The sequence below is a fragment of the Bradyrhizobium barranii subsp. apii genome, assembly GCF_011516635.5.
Taxonomy (GTDB): Bacteria; Pseudomonadota; Alphaproteobacteria; order Rhizobiales; family Xanthobacteraceae; genus Bradyrhizobium; species Bradyrhizobium barranii.
This window is the reverse complement of sequence record NZ_CP096256.1, coordinates 178,390-203,077: the sequence shown is the minus strand read 5'-3', so window position 1 is coordinate 203,077 and position 24,688 is coordinate 178,390. Positions and strand designations below refer to the sequence as shown.

The window sequence follows — 24,688 nt, the reverse complement described above, 5'->3', positions numbered from 1 at the left end:
AGGCCGATGCCCACCCAGAGATTGTCGATGCGCCGGATCAAAGAGGTTCTCCGCTTAAAACATGTTCAAGGCTTGCCGGAGCGAGCCATCGCGCGCACCTTGGGCATCAGCAACGGCGCCGTGCACAGCTATCTACGCCGAGCCGGGGCTGCCGGGCTGAAGTGGCCGTTGCCGGCCGGAATGAGCGACGAGGACCTGGAGCTGCTGCTTTTCCCGGCGCCGAGGCCTGCGTCGCAGAGCCCCCAGCGGGCCGTTCCCGACTGGGGCTATGTCGACAAGGAGCTGCGCCGACGCAACGTGACCCGTCGGCTGCTGTGGGACGAGTATCGCGCCACCCATCCCGATGGCTTCGGCTACACCTGGTTCTGCACGACGTACGAGGCCTGGAAGGGGCGAGCCCGGCCTTCGATGCGGCAGACGCATCTGGGCGGCGAGAAGGTTTTCGTGGATTTCGCCGGCGACACCATCGACGTCATCGATCCCTCAAACGGGGAAGTGCAGTCGATGAAGCTGTTCGTCGCGGCGATGGGCGCCTCCAACTATACCTATGCCGAGGCCTGTCCAAGCGAGGGGCTCGCCGACTGGATCCGGGTCCACATCAATCTTTTCGCCTTCCTCGGCGGCGTGCCGACATTCGTAGTCTGCGACAATCTCAAGGCCGCCGTCACCAATCCCGACCGCCACGATCCCGGCCTCAACCGAACCTATGCCGAGATGGCGAGCCATTACGGCACGGCCATTCTCGCAGCCCGGCCGCGGCGCCCAAAAGATAAGGCAAAGGTCGAAGTTGCGGTGCAAGTCGCCCAGCGATGGATTCTGGCGCGGCTGCGCAACCAACGCTTCTTTTCGTTGGCGGAGCTGAACGCAGCCATCAAAACACTCGTCGTCGAACTCAATGCAAGGCAGATGCGCGACTTTGGCGCCAGTCGCGCCGAACTGTTCGCCGAGCTCGACAAGCCCAAGCTTACAAAGCTGCCGGACCAGGCTTACGCTTTCGCACGCTGGAAGCGATGCCGGATCGGCCCCGACTATCATATCGAGATCGATGGACACTGGTATTCCGCGCCGTATCGGCTCATCCGTGAGCTTGTCGACGCACGCATCGATGACAGAACGGTCGAGATCTTCCACAACGGCCGCAGGATCGCCAGCCACGCCCGCGCGCCCAACCGGCGGGGCCACACCACCATCGCCGACCATATGCCCAGCGCCCATCGGCGCTACGGTCAATGGACGCCCGCCGGAGTGATCGTCGCCGGCGAGCGGATCGGTCCGTCGACCGCCGCCTTCTTCCAGGCCGTGATCGCGGCCCGGCCGCATCCCGAGCAAGGCTTTCGCACCTGCCTCGGCATTCTGTCACTGGTCAAAAGCTACAGCGCGGAGCGCGTCGAAGCGGCCTGCCGGCGCGGCATTCTGATCAAGGCGCGATCCGTCGCCTCGATCCGCTCCATCCTCCAGAACGGTCTGGATCGTACCTTTCTCGACGAGCCCTCCGAACACCAACCCCTGCGCCACGGCAACATCCGCGGCCGCGATTATTTTCACTGAAGCCAAGGAGACCTGTATGCTCAACCATCCCACCCACGAACGCCTGATCGAGCTCGGCTTGAGCGGCATGGCCAAGGCCTTCGAGGAGCAGCGACGATCGCCTGATCTCGAAGCCTTGCCGTTCGAAGATCGCATCGGCCTGCTGGTCGACCGGGAAGCGGCGGAACGCGACACCAGGCGGCTCACCACGCGCCTCAAGCTGGCCTCGCTCCGCCAGAATGCCTGCGTGGAGGACGTCGATTTGCGCACGCCGCGGGGTATCGACCGGGCCGTCTTCGCCAAGCTCGCCAGCGGCGACTGGATCGATCGCCACGAGAATTTGCTCATAACCGGGGCGACCGGATTGGGCAAAAGTTGGTTAGCCTGTGCCCTCGGCCACAAGGCCTGCCGAGATAATCGCTCGGTCCTCTATCACCGCGTCCCAAGATTGTTCGAAGCGTTGGGGCTCGCGCGGGGCGATGGACGTTATGCCCGCTTGCTCAAAACCCTTGGCCGCGCCCAGGTTCTGATTTTGGATGATTGGGGATTGTCGGTGCTCACCGCTGCCGAGCGGCGCGATCTACTGGAAATCCTTGACGATCGCCATGGCCGCTCCTCCACCATCGTAACCAGCCAACTCCCTGTGGACACATGGCACGAAGTTATCGGAGATCCCACGCTAGGCGACGCGATTCTGGATCGCCTCGTCCACAACGCTCACCGCCTCCAGCTTGCTGGCGAAAGCATGCGAAAACGCAACGCCAAAACCATCACCCTTGACGAGCAGCCAGAACGCTGACCCTATCACCGCCTCGGCCGGAGCGAGGCTGCTCACGATCGTCTGAATTCGGCGCTCATGATCGCGCGAAATCGCTGCTCACGATCACTGAAATATGCACGGCACCAACACGCGCCGTGTGCGCCGCGCGCTCAGCGCTCTTTTCGCTGGCGCGGTCGGCAAGGACACCGTGAGCCGGGTGTGGCGCAAGGTGAAGAGCGACTGGGACGCGTGGAATGCCCGCTCGCTGGCCGAAGAGCCGATTGTGCGGCTGATTCTCGACGGCACCGTGGTGCGCGTGCGGCTCGACCGCAAGGCGACCGCCATCTCGCTGCTGGTCGTCCTCGGTGTGCGCGCCGACGGCCAGAAGATCCTGCTCGCAATCAAGGCCATGGGCAGCGAGAGCACCGAAGCTTGGCGTGCCGTGCTCGACGATCTGATCCGGCGTGGACTGCGGCGGCCCGAATTCCTCATCGTCGACGGCGCGCCCGGGCTTGAGGCCGCGATCGCCGCCGTGTGGGATGGCGTGCCGGTGCAGCGCTGCACCGTGCACAAGCACAGGAACCTGTTGGCGCATGCGCCCGAGCGGCTGCATGAGGAGATCACCGCCGACTACAACGACATGATCTACGCGGCGACGCCCGAGGAGATCGAGGCGCGGCGCAAGGCCTTCATCCGCAAATGGCGGCTCAAGCATTGTGCGGTGGCCGACAGCCTGCAGGAAGCCGGCGACCGGCTCTTCAGCTTCACGCGGCTGCCACCGAGCCAGTGGAAGAGCGCAAGGACCACGAATGCCATCGAGCGGCTGCACGAGGAGTTCAAGCGACGGATCAAGACGCAGACTGTGCTGCCATCAGCGGACACCGCGGCGATGTTGTTCTGGGCTCTGCTCGCCTCCGGCCAAATCAACATGCGCAAGGTCGATGGCTGGAAAACGCTCGCCACAAAACCCATCGATCAGCCAATTGACCTCGCCGCGTAATCAGATAGCTTCACGATGTCGGAGGCTGCGCCACTTCCACATTCCAACCACATCCCGGACGGCACCCTGCGGTGAACCCAGCCTGCACTGATATGCCGGTGCGCACGTTCGGCACATTCACAGAAGACCTGCATCATCTGGCAGACTGGTTTAAGGCCTGCGGCGTGACGAGTGTCGCGATGGAATCCACCGGGGTCTATTGGATCCCGGTTTACGAGATCCTGGAGCAGCGCGGGTTTGAGGTCATTCTGGTCAACGCTCGCTACGCAAAGAACGTGCCCGGGCGCAAAAGCGATGTCAGCGATGCCGCATGGTTGCGCCAGCTTCATTCCTATGGCCTGTTACGCGGCAGCTTCAGACCTGATGCCGAGATTGCAACCCTGCGCGCCTATTTGCGCCAGCGGGAGCGGTTGGTGGAATATGCCGCTGCCCATATCCAGCATATCCAGCATATGCAGAAGGCCCTGATGGAGATGAACCTGCAGCTCCATCACGTGGTCTCGGATATCACGGGTGCGACTGGCATGCGGATCATCCGAGCTATTGTTGCGGGCGAACGCAATCCCGACGTGTTGGCGACCTACCGGGATGCACGCTGCCATTCTTCCATAGAGACGATCCGCGCTGCACTGGTGGGCAACAACCGACATGAACATGTCTTCGCCCTGACCCAATCGCTGGAACTCTACGACGTCTACCAGGCGAAGATGCTGGACTGCGATCGCAAGCTCGAAGTCTTGATCGCTGCGTTGGGCAACAGAGGGGCAAAACCGGGCAGAAAGTTACCCAGGCCACGCGTAAAGACCAAGCAGGTCAACACACCCACGTTCGATGTCAGGACCGCGCTGTATGGTGTGCTCGGCGTCGATCTAACCGAGATCCATGGGTTGGGTCCGTCGCTCGCCTTGAAGCTCATCGGCGAGTGCGGCACAGATCTGAGGGCATGGCCGACCGCCAAGCACTTCACCTCCTGGCTCTGCCTCGCACCGGGCAACAAGATCTCCGGCGGCAAGGTGCTGTCTTCGCGTACGCGACGATCCTCCAGTCGGGCAGCCGCGCTGTTGCGGTTGGCGGCCACAACGGTCGGTCGAAGTGATACAGCGCTGGGAGCATTCTATCGTCGGCTGTCCTCACGGGCAGGTAAGTCGAAGGCCGTAACGGCGACCGCCCGCAAGATTGCGGTTTTATTCTACAACACGCTCCGGTACGGCATGAGCTACAGGGATCCGGGTGCCACCCAATATGAGCAACAATATCGCAGCCGCGTCGTCGCCAACCTTCAGCGGAGGGCCAAATCGCTAGGCTTCCTGTTGCAGGCCATTCCGGGGGACGCCAATCCGGCTGTTTCTTAGGAAGGATTTGGACGCGCACATCAAATCGATTTGCAGGAGAAGGCGAGAAGGGACGGACAATAGAACGGTTGGGCTGAGATTCTTAAGACAACGCTGCGCCGAATCGTGGAAACGGCGCCACAGAAGCAGCGCGAGCACGACTCTGCGTCGCTGTCCCTACCGCGCTCGCGCTGCCAGTTAAATTAGCGGCAGCGCGCTGTCCTTGACAGCGCACCACTAACTTTGGTGGCCAGCCCGTCCTCGAAGACTGAGGCTGGCCACCTTTGCTCCCAAAGAGGATGAAATTCTCAAGGTGCGAGCAATTTGTATCGTGAGACCCACCGGAGAGCACCTACCAGCACCGGTGGGTTGCCGCATCCCCGCGTGCCGTCATATTAAAGCTCCTGGCCTGCAGCTGCCAGCTGTTCGGGCTGGCTCCGCTCATAGGAGTAACCGTCGTGCCCAGGACCGAATTGGTAGCGGCAATCCAGGCATTCACGCACTACGTCCGTAGGCCAAGCCATACACCGGCAGAAGACACGCACGGGCCGCAGCGAACTGAAAAACAGCTAGCCGATTGGCGATCCCGGGTCGAAGCTATCTGCTCAAAAATGGACGCGGTGGCGGATTGCCCTCTTTCGACATTATCCGAATTCGAGGCGCTCAGACGCGAGATGGGGACAGAGTTTCCCGCAACGCCACCCGCTTTACTTAACCGTGTAGCGGACGCAGTTTTACACCGTGGTTCGGCGGATGCCGGACCCTTAATCGTGACGGAGCCGGAAATGCCTAGCACATTCTCACTGCACAAGATCGACGAAGCTATACGCGACCTCGAAGAAAAAGCTGCTCACGGTGCAGAAATCAGCCGCGAGGAGCTCGCGAGCGGCATTCTGCGGATTACGAAGCGCCTTCGAGATGAACTCGAAGCGGCGGTCACGGTAATCGATAGCCTCAAGGATCACACCGGACTGACGGTGGCGGCCTCACGACCTAAACAGCGGGAACGCTAGCGGCCTCGCGACTGGACGGTTCGAGGTAGACAAGGGGAGGCGCCTTCCCTGCCGTGTCGCTAAATTCGCCCTGGTCAGCTTCAAGAGGCCGATGGGGATGCATCCTCCGGACGAATGCCTCGGAGCGACTACCAAGACAGGGCGGTGACTTGTCGATCAGTTTCATGTCGCTGGAAGTGCGGACGCGGCTCGGCGGCTGTTGGCTTGGGGGCATGACAGGCGCTGTCCCAGCCCCGCCCGCACTAACTTTGAAGCTAGCGGAACTCAACTCGGCGCTGACCGTTCTGGTGCCATTGCGCTGTCCCTGCCAAGTTCCACTGACTTCAAAGGCATTTTATCCGGACTAGCTTTCCGAAACCTGACAAGACGAGCGGCTATGGATCGCCGTCACGCTGCGGGCTTACTCAGAAGCTCACGCGCTGCTTTTGAGCCGATGACCGGCATCGGCTGGAGGCAAAGCCGCAATATGTTCTGTGAACAAACCACGGGTCGGTCAAAACACTGTTGCCTAGAAGTCCGGCTATGCCAGAGACTATTCGTGAACAGCTCGAAGAAGTGGAGCGAGATATCACGCTTTACAATGAATTCGACGACCCTGAGTGTCCGACCGAAAAATAAGTTGAGTGATAACAGCGAGTTCTGATTCCATCGGTGTTGCGAAGCATCAAAGGGATCGAGAATGTGGACTGATATCACCCGGGCACAGTTTGCCCGAGAGGAGCTGCGTTTGCCAAGCGACTTGACGGATGCGGAATGGGGCGTGCTGGAGAGGTTGCTTCCTGTGCGGGCCAAGCGCGGGCGGCGCCCGAAATGGAGCTATCGCCACATCGTCGAGGCAGTGCTCTATCTGCTGCGCGGCGGATTGCCGTGGCGCATGCTGCCGCCCACTCTGTTTCCACTAATGACCACGGTGTAGTACTATTTCTACCAGTGGCGCGACAACGGATTGTGGCAATCGATCAACCACGCACTCCTGATGCTGGCGCGCGAGGCGATCGGCCGGGAGGCCTCGCCGACGGCCGGCGTGATCGACAGCCAATCGGTCAAGACCACGGAAAGTGGCGGCCCTCGCGGCTGCGACGCGGGAAAGAAGATCAAGGGTCGAAAGCGCCACATCGTCACCGACACCCAAGGGCTCCTGGTCGGAGCGATCGTTCACGCTGCCGACGTCCAGGATCGCGACGGCGCGCCAGATGTCCTGTGCAGCATTCGCTACCGCTTCCCCTGGCTGCGCCATATCTTCGCCGATGGCGGCTATGCCGGCGAAAAGCTCAAGGCGGTGCTGGAAAAGATCGGCCGGTGGACTGTCGAGATCATCAAGCGCTCCGATGCCGCACAGGGCTTCGAGGTGCTTCCGCGGCGCTGGGTGGTCGAACGAACCTTCGCCTGGCTCGGCCGCAACCGCAGATTGGCCAAGGACTTCGAGCGAACCATCGAAAGCGCAACTGCCTGGCTCGTCCTCGCCTCTGTCCAACTCATGACAAGGCGCATCGCAGCGGTAAAAACAGCAATGCAATTTTGAGTCAGGCTCTAAGTGTCTGTTCCAAAACATGTTGAGTCGAATGAATCGGTTGTGATTCAAGGTGAGCGGCCTGATTCGATGGGGACGCGCCGCCAATGTGGACTACCGAGAACCGTGCACGCTACGACCGCAGCCGCCTGCGCTATCCGAGCGACTTGACCGACGAGGAGTGGGCGCTGATCGCGCCTCGCATCCCGCCGGCCAAGCGCGGCGGCAACAAGCGTACGGTGGACCTGCGCGAGATTGCCAACGGGCTGATGTACATCCTGAGCACAGGTTGCCAGTGGCGCGCGATCCCCAAGGACCTGCCGCCGCGCTCGACGCTGTATGGCTACTTCGATCTGTGGAGCTGGAACGGCACGCTCGATAAAATTCATCACGCCCTCTATGTCGAATGTCGCGAAAGGGCCGAGCGCGAGGCTTCTCCCACCGCCGCCATCATCGATAGCCAGAGCGTGAAAAGCGCTGAAAAAGGGGGCCTCATGATCTCCATGGCTACGACGCGGGCAAGAAGATCAAGGGCAAGAAGCGGCACATTCTCGTCGACACGCAAGGCCTCTTGATGCACGCCATCGTGCATGCGGCGGACATCCAGGATCGCGACGGCGGCGTGCTCCTGATGGCAACGTTGTTCGGCCTCTATCCCTTTCTTCTGAAGCTCTACGCCGACGGCGGATATCAAGGGCCACATTTCCAGAAGGGGCTGCGTAGCGCTCTGAAGCGCGTGAACCTCGAAATCGTCAAACGCTCCGATCAGGCTCACCGTTTCGTCGTCTTGCCCAAACGCTGGATCGTCGAGCGTACCTTTGCCTGGCTCGGGCGATGCCGAAGACTGTCCAAAGATTGGGAATGCTTCAATCACAGGGCGCTCGCCTTTCTCAAGCTGGCCTCCATCCGACTCATGCTGCGAAAGCTATGCAATCCAAGGTAATCTTTCCGGACAGACTCTTAGACTGGTCGCGCAGCAAGCTGATGCCAGCGTCGTCGTATTCATCTGGGCCAGTGCCAGGTCGATCACACATCGTCCGCAACTCGACGCCGAGCCTCTGGATCCGCACCGGCGAGGCACACCTTTCTATCTTTATTGAAGCACTTACTGCGTAAATTCTCTGGTGGCACACCCATTGCTAGTCAGGTCCCAGATCCCTGCCGGGGAGAACGCGCATTAGTACCCGTAGCTAACCCTGCAATCGCCGTCGTGGCGATCGCGAGCTATCGCTCAAGCACTGTGGAGCCCACTTGATACTCAGCTTCCTCGATTCGTTTGGCATTCAGCCGCAGAGGGCGTACGAAGCGCGGCTCCTGGCCGCGCAGACGTTGTCCGCCAAGCCCGCTACATGATCGCGCACGTCACCTGCGGATGTTGACCGCCGCCGACAAGACCCAGTCGATCCAGTTGGCTACGGGCCGGCTCGATATCGCCGTGGACAAGGCGGCCTGGCCGCTGGAAAGCCTTTGCGCGTTTGCGGCGCGCGAAAATCCGCGGCGGGGATTCCTGGTCGTATCCCGCGTCCTAGGGCGCTATTTGCCCGCCACGCCGCAGATGATGCGGCAGAGCGCCCGCGATCTCGCGGCGCGGCTTCCTGACGATCTGCCGGGGCCGGTGCTCGTCGTCGGCCTGGCCGAGACCGCCGTGTGCCTTGCCCAGACGGTGCACGAGGAATTTCGCCTCGCAACGGGCCGGGTCGACATCCACTTCCTGCATTCGACGCGACAGCAACTGGATCATCCGTTGCTGTGCCGCTTCGAAGAACCGCACAGCCATGCCTCCGCGCATCTGATCTACAGGCCGGCGCTTCCGGAGCCGCGATCAGTGGTGTTGGTCGACGACGAGATCTCGACAGGAACTACCCTTTGCAACCTCGCCCAGGCGCTCGCCACTGCTTGGCCACTGATCGAAGCGATGGCGGTAGCGACGCTGACCGACTGGTCGGCCGGCAAGGCGTGGCAAGCACGCATGCCGCGTCCCACGTGCATCGCGTCGCTGCTGCGCGGACGCATGCAGTGGACGCAGGAGGCGACGACGGTGCTCAACAGCGCGTTCGATACCGCTGCTGCTTCACTCGGGCGCATGGCGACGCATCGCAATTTCGGTCGGCTGGGACTCGACCGGCCCGTGGTGCCCGAACCCGATACCGCTGTGCCCGAGATCCTCGGCCCACTGCGGATCATCGGAACCGGCGAGTTCACCTATCCCCCCTTCCTGCTGGCGGAACGCCTCGCAGAAGAAGGGCATGATGTCGTCGTGCAGGCGACCAGCCGAAGCCCCGCATTCCCCGGTGCCGCGATGGCGACCAAGCTCCGCTTTGCCGACAATTATGGATCGGGCGTGCCCAATTACCTCTACAATGCCGACCGGGCTGATGGACGCGCGAACTGGATCGCGCATGAGACCGGCGCGGCGACAATCGACCCCGGGCTGATTGCCGCTCTCCGTGCCGAACTGATCGGCTGGACGGCATGACGCGTGCCATCGCCCTGGTCGATCTAGACGACACGCTGTTCCAGACGCTGCGCAAATGCCCGCCCGATTTGCCGGCCGACCGCTTGACGCCGCTGGGCTTCGCGCGCGACGGATCGCCGCTGAGCTATGCGACCCCGCGGCAGATGCAGTTCCTGGAATGGCTGGCCGATACGACGCATCTCGTCCCCGTCACCGCCCGCAGCCTGGACGCATTGCGGCGGGCGCGCATTCCATTCCGCGCAGCGGTGTGCGCGCATGGCGGCGTCGTGCTGGATGACAGCGGTCAGGTCGACATGGACTGGGCTGCGACGATCGCCGACCGCGCCGCGCCCTTCGCGTCGCAGCTTGCTGGCCTGGCGGAGGCGATCAGGCGCAGGGCGCGCGACCGCGGCATCGCGGTCAACGCCCGTGTGCTGGTCCAGGATGCGCTGCCGCTCTACACCGTGGCCAAGCATGAAGATGCAAATGCCGCGGCACTTTTTGCGGTGGTCGACGCTGCCGTGCCGTCCTTGCCCAAGGGCTGGACGGACCACCGCAACGGCAACAACGTGGCGCTGATGCCACCCTATCTCGGCAAGGCCCATGCGGTGGCATATATCCTACCCGGCCTCCGCGCACGCTTCCCTGATGCGCCGGTGATCGGCATCGGCGACAGCCGCACCGATGCGCCCTTCATGGGCCTTTGCGATTTCGCCATGATGCCCACCCGTTCGCAGCTGGCCGGCGGCATGTTCCATGCGGACTGAGGTCGCGCCCACGTTCTCGGGCAGCTACGACCCGGCCGATGTCACCTTCCTGCTCAAGCCAGTGGTAATGGCCCCGACTTCCGTCGCCGAAAAGGAAGCGGCGATCCAGTCCGGCCGCCACCACTATTCGGAGATGATCGCGCCGGAGAGGGTGCCGGACGACAGCTATCTATCCCTCTATCACGCCGCGCTTGCGCGGAACGGTGCCCGCCTGGCGCAGGATGTCGCCACCCTCGCTGCGCAGCTCGCCGCACGCAGGCCGGCGCGCGAGCTGGTAATCATCTCGCTGGCGCGTGCGGGGACTCCGATCGGCGTCTTGCTCGCACGGACCTTGCGGGCGCACGGCCATCGCGCAGCCCATTATTCAATCAGCATTATCCGCGATCGGGGTGTCGATCGCGTCGCGCTCGCCCATATCGCCGGCCGGCACGATCCGCGCGACGCGGTATTTGTCGATGGCTGGACCGGCAAGGGTGCGATTGCCGGCGAACTTCGCGCGGCCCTGGCCAATGCGCCATTCGGCTTCACACCGGACTTAGCCGTGATTGCTGACCCTGCAGGACAGGCAGACATCGCCGCGACGGCGGATGATTATCTGATCGCCTCGGGCTTGCTGAACGGCATCGTTTCGGGCCTAGTCAGTCGCTCGATCCTCAATGCCGCGTTGGTGGGGCCGGGCGATTTCCACGCCTGTGTCACCTACCCGCAATATGCCGGTGCTGATCTCTCACGTGCCTTCGTGGACACGATCGCGCCGTTGGCCGCTGCGGCGATACCGCAACCGGTAGACGGGCACGGCTCCCGCCGAGCGGAGCTGAAACAGGAATGCGAGGCGATGATGCGGCAGTTGCTGGCGGAAAGCGGAACGCGTGACCGCAACCGGATCAAGCCCGGCATAGCCGAAGCGGCGCGCGCGCTGCTGCGGCGGGCGCCGGAACGGCTGCTGGTTCGCGATTTCGAGGATGCCGATGTGGCGCACTTGCTCTATCTTGCCGCCGCGCATGCCATTCCAGTCGATATGCTGGGCGGGGAATCGCAGTATCGCGCGGTCGCAATTATCCGTAGCCTGGGCGACGACGCATGAGCCGGGTTTCCGCCCTCGCCTCGGCGCCATCTTGTATATGCCCTGCACCCGCGCGGATCTGGCCGATGCGTTGCTCGGCGCCAAGCGCGTACCCGGCCTCCGGTCCGCCCGGTTGTGTCTTGACAACGCCCTGCTCGAACGGGACCTGCCGGTCGCACTCACCTGGCTTTCGGCATTCCTTCGTTCCGAGCTAACGCCAAATTTTGGTGGCGGCCGAGCCGGTCAGGCGGCGGCGGTTGTGGGCTGACGGTCAGTCGGTTTGGCGATGATCTCGATCGCGCCGTTGAATGTCACACGGATAACGAGTTTTGGCAACTGGTTGTGGCCATCGAGACGACGCCAGCTTTTCTGCGCGGCCTCAAGAAGTTTTAAGACCATCGCGAGCGCCGTCCTGTTGAACAGGCAACCATTCGATCGGATCGTGCGGTGGCGCACGGTGGCGCCATTCGTGGCGCGGGTGATTATGGCCAATCCGTTGCGCGTCGATCAACGTACCGTCAACCGAGAAGTGCTCGCCGGACAGCAGCTTGCTCACCTGCGGCAGGTTGAGAACGCTTGCGAAAAACTTCGCCGCGATATCGCCGTCGAGAAGCCGATCGCGGTTCTTGCAGAACACGGTCGCGTCCCAGACCGAATCGTCCGCAGACAATCCGACGAACCAGCGAAACAGCAGGTTGTAGTCGAGCTGCTCCATCAGTTGCCGTTCCGACCGCACCGTGTAGAACGCCTGCAGCAACAGCGCTCGCAACAGCCGCTCCGGAGGGATCGATGGCCGTCCTTCGCGGGCATACAGCCGATCAAACGACCGCGACAAATCCTTCAGCGCCGCATCAACGAGCTCCTGGATCGCTCGCAGCGGATGGTCCGCCGGGATCCGGGTCTCCAGCCGCACGTAGCTAAAAAGGCGTTCCGCATGCTCATCTTCGCCGCGCATCCCGTTCCTCAATCGAAAGGAATCAACCGCATGCACAGAATCACAGCCCAGCGGCCTCACGAAACGACTTTTTCAGCAGCCTGCTAGTCTTACTGCGTCACAAACGGTGGTCTGTGAAATGGGCGAACTTGATTGCACAACAAGGACATCTCGACAACGTTCGGACCAGCCCTTGTTCGAGTCGCCGTCGCATCGTCGTGATCGAATTTGGAATGTGACGTTGGGTCCGTAGCGGCAGAACCGCGGGGTCTGTAATCCGCGGAAACGCGAGCGAGCGGGATCGGCCGGGCGCGCCGAGCGCCTGAGGGGGGAAACGCCTCCCGCTCGGAGATCAGGAATCCGAAGGCTGCAATGCACATCGTTGCGTGATGATGAAAGCCGCGCCAGCCGCGTCCCTCGAAGTGGCCAAGCCCGACCTCCTGCTTGAGTTCCTGATAGTCGCGTTCGATGCGCCAGCGCAATTTAGCCGTCTCTACGAGAGTCCGGAATGCCACATCCTCCGGCAATGTCGAGAGCCAGTATTTGGTAGGCTGGTCCTCGCCTTTCGGCCATTCGATCAGCAACCATTCCTCCAACCGCTGGGTGGTTTGCCAATAATCACGGTGCGCGGCACGGACCCGCACGCGGGCAAAGCGCGAGCTCAGCTTTTCGTTCGTTCCTTGCCGCCACGTGATGGTGCGCCAAGCTTTGGCCGGCAGGCCGATCGCGAGCGCTTTAACGGCGGCCGGCCGACGCTGACGGTTGCGGCGCATCAGTTTCGGGGGACGGCCGCGGCCCGACCATGGCTTCGGCGGCAAGGGACCGGTGCCGGGCGCCCATACCGTTGTGCTCGACAGAAGACCCGCCACATAGGTCAATCCCAGCGCCGTGATCTCCGTGCGCAGATCGCTGTTGTTGCCATAGCCCGCGTCCATCAGCACGACACCACGCGGAAGGCCGGTCGCACAGGCCCACCGCAACTGCTCCAGCGCGATCTCCGGCTTGGTCCGGAAGCCGACTTCGGCAGGAATGCCCACCTTGCGCCGCCGATCGCAATCCTCAGTCCATTCCTTCGGAAGATAAAGGCGGTAGGCAACAGGCAGGCTGGCGTGGTGATTGGCAATCGATAATGACACCGCCACCTGGCAATTATCCTGCTTGCCGAGCTGCCCGCAATATTGCCGTGCAACTCCAACCGAATGTCGCCCCTGCTTGGGAAATCCGGTGTCATCGATGATCCAAGCTTCGATCGGGCCCTGGCGTTCGATCGCCGGCAGGACCATCTCTCGTACCTTGCCCAGCACCTTCTCATCCGACCAGGCGCCGCTGCCGACGAAATGCAGCAGCGATTGATGTTGGGCGGCCGTCCGTTCCGGAGCCGTCATCGCCGCCATTGGCTCCACGCTCTTACGACCGCCACAGGCCATGAGGCCGACGCAATAGTCGCGCAGCGGTGCCTTCCGATCAGCATGACCGATGACGCTGGCAAGCCCTTCCAAATACGTCGCAAATCGCATCTCACTGGTCTTGGTGCCACGCCCGCTCATGTAGCCTCCTCGGCTGATGGTCCATGCTTCAACCATCGCTGATTCCGGCCGGATAAAGCCTGCGGTTTTGTGACTCAGTCGTACTAGACGGCCTGCCGCTCGAACAGACTGCGATAGATGCCGCCGGGTTGCACGGTCAGTGTCGGATGCGTGCCCTGCTCGACGATCTCGCCACGATCGAACACCAGGATGCGGTCGAGCCCGCGCACCGTCGACAGGCGGTGCGCGATTACGATCGAGGTGCGGTCCTTCATTAGCCGTTCCATCGCCTCTTGGATTAGCGCTTCCGATTCTGAATCCAGGCTCGACGTCGCCTCGTCCAGGATCAACACTGGCGCATCGGCAAGGAACGCGCGCGCCAGCGCAATGCGCTGCCGCTCGCCGCCCGACAGATTTATGCCACGCTCGCCCACCAGCGTGCCGTAGCCCTTTGGCGATCGTATGATGAAGTCATGCGCATGGGCGAGCCTGGCCGCGTCCTTGATCGCGGCCATGCTGGCGCCGGGTCGGCCATAGGCGATGTTTTCAGCCAACGAGCGGTGAAACAGGATTGGCTCCTGCTCCACGATCGCGATCTGGCTGCGCAGTGACTGCTGCTTGGCTTTCGCAACGTCCTGGCCGTCGATCAGGATCCGGCCGCCGGAGACGTTGTAGAGCCGCTGAAGCAGCTTGACGAACGTGGTCTTGCCGGACCCGGAGCGGCCCACGAGACCGATCCGCTCGCCGGCGCGGATGTTGATCGACAGTCCGTCGTAGAGCGGCACGCGATCGCCGTGATAGAGGAAGGTGACGTTCTCGAACGTGATCCTCCCAGAGTGAATTTCGATCGGCTTGGCGTCGGGAGCATCGATAATGCCGATCGGCTCGCCATAGATGGTAACCAGTTCCTCCATGTCGTTCACCGAGCGCTGCAGATTGTTGATGTGCATCCCAACGTCCCGCAAATAAGCGTGAATAATGTAATAGCTCGTCAACACATAAGTGACGTCGCCTGGAGAGGTCCGCCCCGCTATCCACAGGAGGATGGCGCCACCGATCACCGAAGCACGAAAGCACAAGAGCATCATCAGCTGCACCGTGCTCGTGCAGTTGGACCGCAGCCAGGTGCGCTGCACCCGCGCCCGCCAGCGTCTGACGACCCCGTCAAACCGCGCATCCTCACGCGCCGCAGCACCGAAGGATTTCACCACAGTATTGCAGGTGAGTGCGTCCGCTAGCGTGCCGCTGACTTTGCTGTCCCAGGCGTTGGAGACGCGCGCCGCCGGCGCGATGTAGCCGATCGTGAATGCCGCCGCCATGGCGACATAGATAACTGCGCCGAAGCCGAACACGGCGCCGAGCTCGAGCCAATGCAGGCCGAGCAGGATCGTCGAGCCCACGAGCACCGCGAGAGACGGCAACAATGCCGTCAGGATCGTATGATTAAGCAGTTCGAGCGCCCACATGCCGCGGGTGATCTTGCGCACGGTCGAGCCGGCAAACGAGTTTGCGTGCCAGTCCGTTGAGAAGCGCTGTACTCGCATGAAGCCCCCACGGGCCACATCTGACATGGTCTTCAGCGTGAACGGCACGATCGCCTGCAAGCCCATAAACCGCAGTACAATCGAGAGCAGACCAAGCGCGAGGGTGCTAGCGAACGCAATCAGTGCCGCATGTCGCGCCGCCTGATCGGAGGGGACCGAGGTCAATGCGTCCACTAGACGGCCGGAATAGACCGGCATGAACAGATCGGCAACCGTCGCCCCCAAGAAGCCGACCAGGACAACAATGGCACGGACTGGCTGCTTCAGCCAGTGCTCCAACGCAAACGGGAGAACCACGCCGATTGCGACGAGGCGTTTGTTATCTTGACTGCTCATGGCGCTGGGGGCTTGCGGCGCACACTGTGTAAAAGCCGTTCGCTCCAAACCCGATGTGCACAATGCTTGGCGCGCCGTCCGAGGGATGCGATAAATGCCCGTAGTCTTTGGGCTGCGGCCGAAGTCTTCTAACCATTCCACCCACTCCTGGCGTAACCGCTGAGCTGAAGCGCCTCACGCTTTGCGTGCTCCTCGAGATCCACTCAAGCTACTGTCCGAATTTGCGACGTGGATTTGCATGCGACGGGGAGAGACTGTCGTTGAGACGATCGGCCGTCCGATTGCGAACACGCGGGTGTACCGTCCCTTCGGTAGGGCCGCGGTTGTTTATGAGCTTGAGAGCCGCTGGTAGAGACGCAGGCAAACGTGGGAGACGATCCCCGCCAACAAGCAAGTACTCCAATCTGGAATTGATGAGCTTATCTTCCAGCGCGAGTGTAGCCAGTGGCGTGATCAAAAATGAAACGGCCAGCGATTGATCTCGCCGCCATTGCAGCCGATGCAAGGAATCTCCTGCTGCCGCTCTGGGCGGCAGCAGCAATGTGCTGCGGTTACATAACGCAGACCATGGCTCCCACGTGCTGGCATCGAATGCTAGTCCAGCCGTGAGTGCGCAGCAGGATTCTGGTTGCGGACAAAATGCTTGCACATGCCATGCAAGGAGACTGACCAGGCCGCAATGCTCGACCATGACCCCCTTGGGTGATCCGGTTGAGCCTGTAGTGTAGATCACATAGGCGAGGTGGCGCGAGGTCAGGCCGAGCGCGCGCTGGTCGGGATCCGACGCCGGGAGAGTGGCCCATTCCGGCGTTGCCGTGTCGAGATAGATCACGGCGAGATCTGCCAGCGCCTCGCCGCCCAGCGCGGATCGTCCGGCCGCGTCGGCCAGCAGCAGATGGGGCGCCGCATCCTCCAGCACCTGGTGCAGCCGCGCCGACGGATAGGCCGGATCCAGCGAATGATAGGCGCCACCCACCTTAAGGATCGCCAGCAGCCGGACCACCATCGCCACGCTGCGCGCAACGCAGATCGCCACCGGCTGGTCCGGCGACACCCCGAGGGCGATCAGATGATGCGCCAGCTGGTTTGCCCGCGCATTGAGCTCGCCATAGCTGACGCGCTGGTCCTGATAGACCTCCGCCTCCGGCGCCTGGCGCACCTGGGCCTCGAACAGCTCATGGATGCACTGCTGTTCAGGATACATCACCGCCGTCCGGTTCAGATCCTCCAGCAGATACGTGCGCTCGGCGACTGACAGTAGCTCAATCGGCCCAATCGGCTGCTCGGCATCGGCAACAACAGCAAGCGAATTTGGCAAATGCATCAAATCGACCAAATTGAACCCTTAGACTTGGGTCGCGACGATGGTGACGGGGTCCCTTTGCATCTCAAGCAATGGATGTGCCAAATAGTGTTCGACGAGCGTTTCCTCGTGACACAACGCGCCTCTCGCTGCGTTGACAGGGTGTTCGTGACTTGCAGTCGAGCTTCGGACATCAATGTCTTGGAGATGACACAGCTTAATAGTGTCTAGCGGTTCTTGCCCGAGTGAGAACTGGAAGTGTTCGTATTGCTTACCGTGCCGCACATGACGGGCCCGCCTTAGTAATCTTATCTCTCAGCCTTCGCTGATCAATTTCGACCAGAGCCGCTCCGCGAAATCCAGATGGCATTTCATTACGTCCGACGGAGTGTTGGATTTGGCTAGAGTCTTCAGAAGATTCGCTTGAGCGTGCAAAGAGAAAGCAGTCTGCTTTGACCCGTCCTTCAATTCCTCAGCGTACAGGTCCGTTGTCTTTTCGAGAGATCGGTTCCACTCTGGAGACGCAAATTGATGGCTTGATTTGAAATGGACCCCGATTTTGGGACCAGAGGCCGAATTGGAAAAGGGCCGCTCCGTTTGATAGACGGAGAGCATGATGACGAAGAAGACGAGACGGACGATCGACGCGGTACTGAAGGCAAAGATCACGCTGGAAGTGGTGCGGGAGCAGGCGACGGCGGCCGATCTGGGCCAGCGCTATGAGGTTCACCCGAAGCAGATCTATGCGTGGAAAAAACAACTTCTGGAACAGGCGGCACTGGCCTTTGACGCGGGTGTCGGGCGGGAGAGCGAGGAAACGCGCGAACGCGAGATCGAGAAGCTGCACGCCAAGATCGGGCAATTGACGGTGGAGCGCGATTTTTTAGCGCGGACGTCCGGAAGATGAGCACGCCGGACCGTCGAGGAATGCTCGATCGCGCCGACATGGCGCTGTCGATCCGCCCTCAATGCATGTTGCTTGGCATCGCGCGCTCTGGGGTCTACCGTCCGCCACGGCCGGCCAACGACAACGACCTTGCCCTGATGCGGCGGCTCGACGAGCTGTTCACCGCCTGGCCGTTCCTGGGCTCGCGGCGAATGACCGCGATGCTGAAGGTTGAGGGGCTTCAGGTCAATCGCAAGCGCGTGCAGCGGTTGATGCGCAAGATGGGCATCGCGGCGCTGGGACCGAAGCCGAACACGACGAAGCCGGCACGCGCAAGGGCAAGCAACGCCGTCGCCGTCATTGGTCCCACGCCTGGGATTGTCATCAAACGGCGGGCATCTTTTTCTTTTCGGGCGCGACGGGTGATCTCGCTGTCGAGTGTCTTGATCTGCATTTCCAGCGTCTCCATCGTCTTGATCAAGATGTCGAGTACGAACCGTGCCGCTTCGGGCACATTGGTTTTTGGATCCATTGCGCGCTCGACAAGCTCTCCGACATGGGCCGTGCCCTTTGCCATGATCACCCCCGTATTCAGCGAGATGACCACGCAAAGCATTGATCGCCTGGGTCCGCTGCCGGATCAGCAGGTCGCGGGTCCGAAACACCACCGCGCTCGCTTGCTGCTCTTCACTCTTGACGGGAACGAAACGCATGGTCGGCCTCTGCGCTGCTTCACAGATCGCCTCTGCATCGGCCATGTCGTTCTTCTGCCGCTTGACGAAGGGCTTCACGTAAGCCGGTGGGATTAGCCGCACTTCATGGCCGAGCTTGCCAATCTCACGAGCCCAGTAATGCGCGCCCGAGCAGGCTTCCATCGCCACTAGGCAAGCCGGCTGCTCGGCAAAGAATGCCAGCAGCTTATTCCGGCGCAGCTGTTTGCGAAAAACGACCTTTCCGGTGGCATCGGCTCCATGGGCCTGAAAGACATACTTCGCTAAATCTAGTCCAATTGCGCTAACTTCGTTCACGGACGCTTCCTCTCTCGTGATGGCTGTTCCACACCCTTCACTTTGGCACATCGATGCCGTCGAGGGGGCGTCCACCCCATCACAGCAGGAGCAACAGAAAAACCAACCCGTCGAGTCGCGATTCAAGATTGACCACGCGGCGTCGCCGATGCCACAAACCAGACAGCCAGAACGCTTCGCGCCCGGGCGAGATCAAATCGGAATACCCGGGCGAGATCATCGGAATCGGCAGGCCGAGATCGTCATCATCGCGACTCGGACACAGGAATACGGCGAACTCGCCTCGTTGCAAGTTGCCAGCAAGACGGTATTCGACGCGCGTCGACTGCTCAATCCAGCCGATTTGGCCGCGGCGGACTACCTAACTATAGGGCGCCGCCCTAACTGAGCAGTGCTATAATCGCGAACCTGCACCGACTCGGCAGCTTTCCCGGTCATTTTCAGCGCTCGCGGCATCGATCATCGGTGATGCCACCGCGTCGGATGCTTGCGCCGCTCGAATGCTCCGACGGCACGAGGCCGAGAAAGGCCATCAACTGGCGGGGATTGTCGAAGCGGGAGAAGTCGCCGACCTCGGCAACCACCGTCACGGCAACGATGAAGGCGACGCCGCGCATGGCCTGCATGGCCTCTACGAATGGCGTCATCGACCATTGTGGCGCCAGATTGCGGATTCCGACGAAGCCGGCCATGCATTCCAATTCGAAGCCGGCCGGGTATTCCGATCTGAAGCCGGCCACCCGTGGCGTCGTTCGCATGGGTCAATTTCATGATGTCGTCGAGGGCTGGGAAGGTCAAGAGACCGGTTGATCTTGAGCGGGTTGCTTCTGCTTCCTGAGGCTCTCTCCTTTGAGTTCGATGCGGTAGGCATTGTGGACGAGGCGATCGAGAATCGCGTCGGCGATGGTGGGGTTGCCGATGATTTCGTACCAGCGATCGACGGGCAGCTGGCTGGTGACGATAATCGAGCGGGCTTCGTATCGATCCTCGACGATTTCGAGCAAATCACGGCGCTGGTCGGCGTCGAGAGGTTCTGGTCCCCAGTCGTCCAGGATCAGCAGATCAAGTCGTGCGATCGCCCGCAGCATCTTGGTATAGCGGCCATCGGCGCGGCCGAGTGCGAGAGCGGCGAAGAGACGCGGCACACGATGGTAGGCAACTGAGAAGTCGTCTCGGCAAGCCTTGTTGCCGAGGGCACAAGCGAGCCAGCTCTTGCCGACGCCGCACGGCCCGGTAACAAGGAGATTATGTCGTGCCCGGATCCAGTCGCCAGCGGCGAGTTTTAGAAAGAGCGTGCGGTCGAGGCCGCGGATAGCGCGGTAATCGACATCCTCGACGCAGGCGGCATGACGCAGCTTGGCGGCTCGAGCTCTGCTTTCGAACCGCTTTTGCTGGCGCAGCGTTTTCTCGTGTTCCAGGAGCAACGCCAGCCATTCGGCGTGTTCGAGGCTGCGCGCTTCGGACTGGGCATCGAGGTCCTTGAAGCCTTTGGCCATACCGTGGAGACCAAGGCTATGCAGCAGGTCGAGGGTGGGATGGGTGAGCATGCTGGATAATCCTTTCAATGGAAGTAACCGGGGCCGCGCAGATTGGGATGTTCGATGATCGCGTCCTCGGTATCGCGAGAACTGCGTTCGAGCTTGTTGGCGATGATGGAGGCGATGCTCTTGTAGGTCAGTGCGCTGACCGCGACCGCGCGGGCCGCGATCAGCTCGGCGCGTTCGGGATCAATATCCTTGAACAGCCGAAGCACGCCGAGACAGGTCCGGAATCCCTGTTCGGGATGAGGCCGATTGGCCAGGATGGCGAGAACGAGCCCCTCGGTGTTGGGCCCGATCGACCGCCCCCAGCGCCGGAATCGATCGGGAGTCCACTCGGCGTAACGCCGATGCGCACTGGGCATGTGATCGGGATCAGTGCCGTGCCGGCGGCCGCCATAACGGCGCTGGTGAGCAGCAACACGCAAACCCCGATGGAACAACTCGATGGTCCGGGTGGTGGCGCGAACGTCGACCTGCTCCCGGATCAGGCCGTGTGGAACTGAGTAGAAGAAGCCGTCGACCTCGACGTGATAATCGAGCGAGACGCGGGCCAGGAGCCATTCCGCGAACTGATAGTCGGCATCCGGCAACGGCGCCAGGACAGGCATCTCGACGGTCTCGAACAATTGTCGGCGGCTGACGCCGATCCGGCGCATGACGTGGGCGTTGATGCGCTCCAGCGCGGCGGCGATTGCCGCATTCGCCTCAGCCAGCGAGAAGAAGGTCTGCCGGCGAAGCCGCCCGAGGATATAGGTCTGGGCAAAACGCACTCCGGCTTCCACTTTTGCCTTATCCCGGGGCTTTCTTGGCCGTGCCGGAAGGATGCCAACGCCGTAATGGGACGCCATCATCCCGTAGCTGCGATTGATTTCGGGGTCGTAGAACGACGCCCGGTGCACGCCGGACTTCAGATTGTCAGGGACGACGAGGCGTGGCACCCCGCCAAAGAACCGGAACATTCGGACATGAGCCTCGATCCAGTCCGGAAGTGTCTGCGTCCAGGTCGCCTCGGCGTAGGTGTAATTCGAGGCGCCAAGCACGGCGACGAAGATCTCCGCGTCGCGCACAACCCCGGTTGCGCGATCAACGATCATGATCTTCTTGCCGGAGTAATCGACAAAGACCTTGTCGCCGGCCGGATGGTCCTGCCGCATCGTCGGAGACAGCCGCCGCTCGAATTCCCGGAATAAATCGCAGAACCGGCTGTAGCCATAACCTTCCGGATGGACCGCCCGGTACTCCTCCCACAGCACCATCAGATTGACGCCAGGCCGCTTCAGCTCACAGGCCAGCGAGGCCCAATCCGGCTCCCGGCGCCGGCGGAAGCCGCGCCTGACGCCGGCATGGGCAAACAGACGTTGTTCAAGAACGGCGTCGGTCAGATCGCCCGCCAAAGGCCACGCCAGCCCGGCAGTCGAGGCACGCTTGAGATTGTCCTGGATCGTGCTGCGCGCCACCCCGAGCGTGCGCCCGATCTCCCGGGCGCTCACCCCATCACGGGCAAGCCGCAGCATCTGTCGTATCTGTCGCATGGTCAGTTCTCTCTTGGCCGGCATCCGCTTCCCCTCGTGGATCAACGAGGGACTTGATGCCTGAAGGACTGACCCAAACGAAAACGCCGACTTCCAAAACCCGGCCGGCTTCAAATCGGAATGCCGGCCGGTTTCATTTCGGAATCGTGGCCGGCTTCAAATCGGAACGATGGCCGGCTTCAAGTCGGAATACCCGGCCGGAATAAATCGGAATCCGCAGCCAGATCCTCGATCCGCTTGGTCAAGCAGTCCACACGGGCCTCAGCGTCGGTCACGGCATGAATGTAGTCCTGCAGAACGATTTGGCTCGCCGGGTGATCGAAGCGCACCGTGGTGAGCCAGCGACGATAAGCCAAAGTCCCCCCTTCTTCCCGGCATAAATGCGCCCATGTCGCAGCAGAAAGCCTTGGAGATGTTGCCGCGCTTTGCCGAGCACACGCATCGCCGTGGCGCGGGCTCGCACCAAGTCGCGCATGGCCTCATGCGCCGCATCCGGAACCCACACGGCTGTCAGCTCGCCGCTCCAGTGCAGCTTGGCCAACATCGCCGCATCGCGCCGGTCAGTTTTTATCCGATCCCCAGCCTTCATCGGGATCAGAGAGGGGGCCACCACGATGCAGTTGTGCCCCAGTCCCGTCAGTTGTCGATGCAGGCCATATCCGCAGGGTCCGGCTTCGTAACAAAAACTTACCTGCCGGTCACCCTTGCCAAGCTTCTTCACCAGCTTCTCGATCTGATCGATGCGATTAGGGATGATCCCCAAGTTACGAACTTCCCCGCCGCGCATTCCTTCCGCCACTGCGACCGAAATCGTCGCCTTGTGCACATCTAGCCCTACGAAAATGCTATCGTTTATCAGGCCCGCTCCCCATGCTTGAGGCTCGGCACCGGCTCATCCGGCGCAACCCTCGATGGAGCTTGCCGCGGGGCGGGCCGCCTGTCACCTCAGTGTCCGACCGAAAAATAAGTTGAGTGATATCAGCGAGTTCTGATTCCATTGGTGTTGCGAAGCATCAAAGGGATCGAGGAATGTGGACTGATATCACCCGGGCACAGTTTGCCCGAGAGGAGCTGCGTTTGCCAAGCGACTTGACGGATGCGGAATGGGTCGTGCTGGAGGAGTTGCTTCCTGTGCGGGCCAAGCGTGGACGGCGTCCGAAATGGAGCTATCGCGACATCGTCGAGGCGGTGCTCTATCTGCTGCGCGGCGGGTTGCCGTGGCGCATGCTGCCGCCCACTCTGTTTCCACCAATGACCACGGTGCAGTACTATTTCTACCAATGGCGCGACAGCGGATTGTGGCAATCGATCAACCACGCACTTCTGATGCTGGCGCGCGAGGCGATCGGCCGGGAAGCCTCGCCGACGGCTGGCGTGATCGACAGCCAATCGGTCAAGACCACGGAAGGCGGCGGCCCTCGCGGCTACGACGCGGGAAAGAAGATCAAGGGTCGAAAGCGCCACATCGTCACCGACACCCAAGGGCTCCTGGTCGGCGCGATCGTTCACGCTGCCGACGTCCAGGATCGCGATGGCGCGCCAGATGTCCTGTGCAGCATTCGCTACCGCTTCCCCTGGCTGCGCCATATCTTCGCCGATGGCGGCTATGCCGGCGAAAAGCTCAAGGCGGTGCTGGAAAAGATCGGCCGGTGGACTGTCGAGATCATCAAGCGCTCCGATGCCGCACAGGGCTTCGAGGTGCTTCCGCGGCGCTGGGTGGTCGAACGAACCTTCGCCTGGCTCGGCCGCAACCGCAGATTGGCCAAGGACTTCGAGCGAACCATCGAAAGCGCAACTGCCTGGCTCTTCCTCGCCTCCGTCCAACTCATGACAAGGCGCATCGCAGCCATAAAAACAGCAATGCAATTTTGAGTCAGGCTCTCAGAGCGCAAACATAGGGTCTAGCACTACTTTGGCAGATTGTGTTTTCGCCGCTGTTTTTCACGGATTTGCTTTCGGCAATACGGGCAATGCTGAGACGGCGGCCGAAGGATGAGATCGACGATGGCGTGACGTACGGCTGGCATGGTTGGCTGACGCGGAGGCCCGTAGATTCTCTTTTTTCCGCCCCGCGTATGCGAGGCGACGATGCTGCAGGAAGGCGTAGGCGATCATTGTCATCAGGGCGTGGCGATGAAGACCTTGCCATGATCGCCCTTCGAAGTGATCAAGTCCGAGCTCCTCCTTCAATTGCTGATGCGCCTGCTCACAAATCCATCTTGCTTTGATGGTGGCGGCCAGTGTGCGCAGATCCGTCGCCGCAGGGAGATTGGCAAGATAGTATTTCTTCTCCCCCGAGGCACGTTGCTCGCCAATGAGCCAAGCTTCGTCGCCCGGGAGATGCTGCTGACCCTTATCCCAAATCCGCTGAGGAGGGCCGTCGGCTGTGCGGACACGGAGAGCAGCAAATCGGGCTTTCAGCCGACCTTTCGTCCCGCTGCGCCAGCTCACGGCTTTCCATTTGGCACTGGCCAGCATTTGTTCTGCCGCAATCGATAAGATATCGGGCACGTGGTGCTTTCGTGGTTTCTCACCTCGACCAAACCGACCTCGGCGGAGTCACGCGCCGCACGATCATCCGGCTCGAGACGGAAGAGACGATCCCGACGAATCCGCGGCGGATCGAGGTGAT

At 61.7% G+C, this 24,688-nt stretch carries 15 protein-coding genes and 11 pseudogenes; 15 read left to right on the top strand and 11 right to left on the bottom strand.

Annotated elements, in window-relative coordinates:
- Positions 1–6 precede the first annotated feature (6 nt).
- From istA (HAP41_RS48050) to HAP41_RS50465, 11 genes and pseudogenes are all read left to right on the top strand, one after another.
- Positions 7–1,548 (top strand): IS21 family transposase, encoded by a 1,542-nt coding sequence (gene istA / locus HAP41_RS48050; protein WP_166063394.1) that lies wholly within the window; start codon positions 7–9, stop codon positions 1,546–1,548.
- Positions 1,549–1,564: 16 nt separating this feature from the next.
- Entirely contained in the window at positions 1,565–2,326 is a 762-nt protein-coding gene (gene istB, locus HAP41_RS48045; RefSeq protein WP_166063422.1) for an IS21-like element helper ATPase IstB, read from the top strand.
- Positions 2,327–2,426: 100 nt separating this feature from the next.
- Positions 2,427–3,287, top strand: a pseudogene (locus HAP41_RS48040) (IS256 family transposase); the annotation flags it as partial.
- 68 nt (positions 3,288–3,355) lie between these two features.
- Positions 3,356–4,639: pseudogene (locus tag HAP41_RS48035) on the top strand (IS110 family RNA-guided transposase); the annotation flags it as partial.
- A 437-nt stretch (positions 4,640–5,076) separates the two neighbouring features.
- Complete coding sequence (locus HAP41_RS48030) at positions 5,077–5,631, top strand: hypothetical protein (protein WP_224581079.1); 555 nt, start codon at positions 5,077–5,079, stop codon at positions 5,629–5,631.
- Positions 5,632–6,310: 679 nt separating this feature from the next.
- A pseudogene (locus tag HAP41_RS48025) lies at positions 6,311–7,153 on the top strand (IS5 family transposase).
- Between the two features lie 95 nt (positions 7,154–7,248).
- Positions 7,249–8,084 (top strand): annotated as a pseudogene (locus HAP41_RS48020) (IS5 family transposase).
- Between the two features lie 429 nt (positions 8,085–8,513).
- Positions 8,514–9,617 (top strand): phosphoribosyltransferase domain-containing protein, encoded by a 1,104-nt coding sequence (locus HAP41_RS48015; RefSeq protein ID WP_166107420.1) that lies wholly within the window; start codon positions 8,514–8,516, stop codon positions 9,615–9,617.
- A complete protein-coding gene (locus HAP41_RS48010; RefSeq protein ID WP_166107422.1) occupies positions 9,614–10,363 on the top strand; it encodes an HAD family hydrolase in 750 nt (249 codons plus the stop codon). Before HAP41_RS48015 ends, HAP41_RS48010 begins: the two co-directional genes overlap by 4 nt.
- Positions 10,353–11,447 carry a cysteine protease StiP domain-containing protein gene (locus HAP41_RS48005; RefSeq protein ID WP_166107424.1) on the top strand — a complete coding sequence of 365 codons (1,095 nt, stop codon included), beginning with the start codon at positions 10,353–10,355 and terminating at the stop codon, positions 11,445–11,447. The genes HAP41_RS48010 and HAP41_RS48005 overlap by 11 nt, the downstream gene beginning before the upstream one ends.
- Positions 11,332–11,694 carry an HpcH/HpaI aldolase/citrate lyase family protein gene (locus HAP41_RS50465; RefSeq protein ID WP_321576432.1) on the top strand — a complete coding sequence of 121 codons (363 nt, stop codon included), beginning with the start codon at positions 11,332–11,334 and terminating at the stop codon, positions 11,692–11,694. The genes HAP41_RS48005 and HAP41_RS50465 overlap by 116 nt, the downstream gene beginning before the upstream one ends.
- On the opposite strand, the pseudogene HAP41_RS47995 reads toward HAP41_RS50465, so the two are convergent.
- The 5 genes and pseudogenes from HAP41_RS47995 to HAP41_RS47975 form a co-directional block, all read right to left on the bottom strand.
- Positions 11,670–11,888: pseudogene (locus HAP41_RS47995) on the bottom strand (IS256 family transposase); the annotation flags it as partial. The gene HAP41_RS50465 and the pseudogene HAP41_RS47995 overlap by 25 nt on opposite strands.
- 37 nt (positions 11,889–11,925) lie before the next feature.
- Positions 11,926–12,381 (bottom strand): annotated as a pseudogene (locus tag HAP41_RS47990) (transposase); the annotation flags it as partial.
- Positions 12,382–12,470: 89 nt separating this feature from the next.
- A complete protein-coding gene (locus HAP41_RS47985) occupies positions 12,471–13,907 on the bottom strand; it encodes an IS701 family transposase (protein ID WP_166105276.1) in 1,437 nt (478 codons plus the stop codon).
- Between the two features lie 83 nt (positions 13,908–13,990).
- Entirely contained in the window at positions 13,991–15,766 is a 1,776-nt protein-coding gene (locus HAP41_RS47980; protein WP_166107474.1) for an ABC transporter ATP-binding protein, read from the bottom strand.
- A gap of 208 nt (positions 15,767–15,974) precedes the next feature.
- Positions 15,975–17,102, bottom strand: a complete 1,128-nt coding sequence (locus HAP41_RS47975; protein WP_166107430.1) for an AMP-binding protein — start codon at positions 17,100–17,102, stop codon at positions 15,975–15,977.
- 583 nt (positions 17,103–17,685) lie between these two features.
- Here HAP41_RS47975 and HAP41_RS47970 point away from each other — a divergent pair.
- Together HAP41_RS47970 and HAP41_RS50460 are read left to right on the top strand one after the other, a co-directional pair.
- Positions 17,686–17,976, top strand: coding sequence for a transposase (locus tag HAP41_RS47970; RefSeq protein ID WP_166107433.1), 291 nt, complete (start codon positions 17,686–17,688; stop codon positions 17,974–17,976).
- Positions 17,973–18,194 (top strand): annotated as a pseudogene (locus tag HAP41_RS50460) (IS3 family transposase); the annotation flags it as partial. The gene HAP41_RS47970 and the pseudogene HAP41_RS50460, both read left to right, overlap by 4 nt.
- A 92-nt stretch (positions 18,195–18,286) precedes the next feature.
- On the opposite strand, the pseudogene HAP41_RS47960 reads toward HAP41_RS50460, so the two are convergent.
- A pseudogene (locus HAP41_RS47960) lies at positions 18,287–18,983 on the bottom strand (IS110 family RNA-guided transposase); the annotation flags it as partial.
- Between the two features lie 19 nt (positions 18,984–19,002).
- Here HAP41_RS47960 and HAP41_RS47955 point away from each other — a divergent pair.
- Positions 19,003–19,371 carry a hypothetical protein gene (locus HAP41_RS47955; protein ID WP_166107435.1) on the top strand — a complete coding sequence of 123 codons (369 nt, stop codon included), beginning with the start codon at positions 19,003–19,005 and terminating at the stop codon, positions 19,369–19,371.
- 76 nt (positions 19,372–19,447) lie between these two features.
- On the opposite strand, the pseudogene HAP41_RS47950 reads toward HAP41_RS47955, so the two are convergent.
- The 4 genes and pseudogenes from HAP41_RS47950 to HAP41_RS47935 all read right to left on the bottom strand — a co-directional run.
- Positions 19,448–19,642, bottom strand: a pseudogene (locus tag HAP41_RS47950) (transposase); the annotation flags it as partial.
- A gap of 135 nt (positions 19,643–19,777) precedes the next feature.
- Complete coding sequence (istB, locus tag HAP41_RS47945) at positions 19,778–20,530, bottom strand: IS21-like element helper ATPase IstB (RefSeq protein WP_166057122.1); 753 nt, start codon at positions 20,528–20,530, stop codon at positions 19,778–19,780.
- A gap of 14 nt (positions 20,531–20,544) precedes the next feature.
- Positions 20,545–22,056 (bottom strand): IS21 family transposase, encoded by a 1,512-nt coding sequence (gene istA / locus HAP41_RS47940; RefSeq protein ID WP_166105319.1) that lies wholly within the window; start codon positions 22,054–22,056, stop codon positions 20,545–20,547.
- Positions 22,057–22,271: 215 nt separating this feature from the next.
- Positions 22,272–22,912: pseudogene (locus tag HAP41_RS47935) on the bottom strand (IS110 family transposase); the annotation flags it as partial.
- A 173-nt stretch (positions 22,913–23,085) separates the two neighbouring features.
- Between HAP41_RS47935 and HAP41_RS47930 the strand changes: the two are divergent.
- Positions 23,086–23,928, top strand: a complete 843-nt coding sequence (locus HAP41_RS47930) for an IS5 family transposase (RefSeq protein ID WP_166096973.1) — start codon at positions 23,086–23,088, stop codon at positions 23,926–23,928.
- Positions 23,929–23,997: 69 nt separating this feature from the next.
- Here the strand turns inward: HAP41_RS47930 and HAP41_RS47925 are convergent.
- Positions 23,998–24,597, bottom strand: a pseudogene (locus HAP41_RS47925) (transposase); the annotation flags it as partial.
- Positions 24,598–24,688 lie beyond the last annotated feature (91 nt).

Bases quoted from the DNA above. Each gene is read 5' to 3' on its own strand.
- istA (WP_166063394.1), top strand. From the start codon at position 7: ATGCCCACCCAGAGATTGTCGATGCGCCGGATCAAAGAGGTTCTCCGC.
- istB (WP_166063422.1), top strand. From the start codon at position 1,565: ATGCTCAACCATCCCACCCACGAACGCCTGATCGAGCTCGGCTTGAGC.
- HAP41_RS48015 (WP_166107420.1), top strand. From the start codon at position 8,514: ATGTTGACCGCCGCCGACAAGACCCAGTCGATCCAGTTGGCTACGGGC.
- HAP41_RS48010 (WP_166107422.1), top strand. From the start codon at position 9,614: ATGACGCGTGCCATCGCCCTGGTCGATCTAGACGACACGCTGTTCCAG.
- HAP41_RS48005 (WP_166107424.1), top strand. From the start codon at position 10,353: ATGCGGACTGAGGTCGCGCCCACGTTCTCGGGCAGCTACGACCCGGCC.
- HAP41_RS50465 (WP_321576432.1), top strand. From the start codon at position 11,332: ATGTGGCGCACTTGCTCTATCTTGCCGCCGCGCATGCCATTCCAGTCG.
- HAP41_RS47985 (WP_166105276.1), bottom strand. From the start codon at position 13,907: ATGAGCGGGCGTGGCACCAAGACCAGTGAGATGCGATTTGCGACGTAT.
- HAP41_RS47980 (WP_166107474.1), bottom strand. From the start codon at position 15,766: ATGAGCAGTCAAGATAACAAACGCCTCGTCGCAATCGGCGTGGTTCTC.
- HAP41_RS47970 (WP_166107433.1), top strand. From the start codon at position 17,686: ATGACGAAGAAGACGAGACGGACGATCGACGCGGTACTGAAGGCAAAG.
- HAP41_RS47955 (WP_166107435.1), top strand. From the start codon at position 19,003: ATGGCTGTTCCACACCCTTCACTTTGGCACATCGATGCCGTCGAGGGG.
- istB (WP_166057122.1), bottom strand. From the start codon at position 20,530: ATGCTCACCCATCCCACCCTCGACCTGCTGCATAGCCTTGGTCTCCAC.
- istA (WP_166105319.1), bottom strand. From the start codon at position 22,056: ATGCGACAGATACGACAGATGCTGCGGCTTGCCCGTGATGGGGTGAGC.
- HAP41_RS47930 (WP_166096973.1), top strand. From the start codon at position 23,086: ATGTGGACTGATATCACCCGGGCACAGTTTGCCCGAGAGGAGCTGCGT.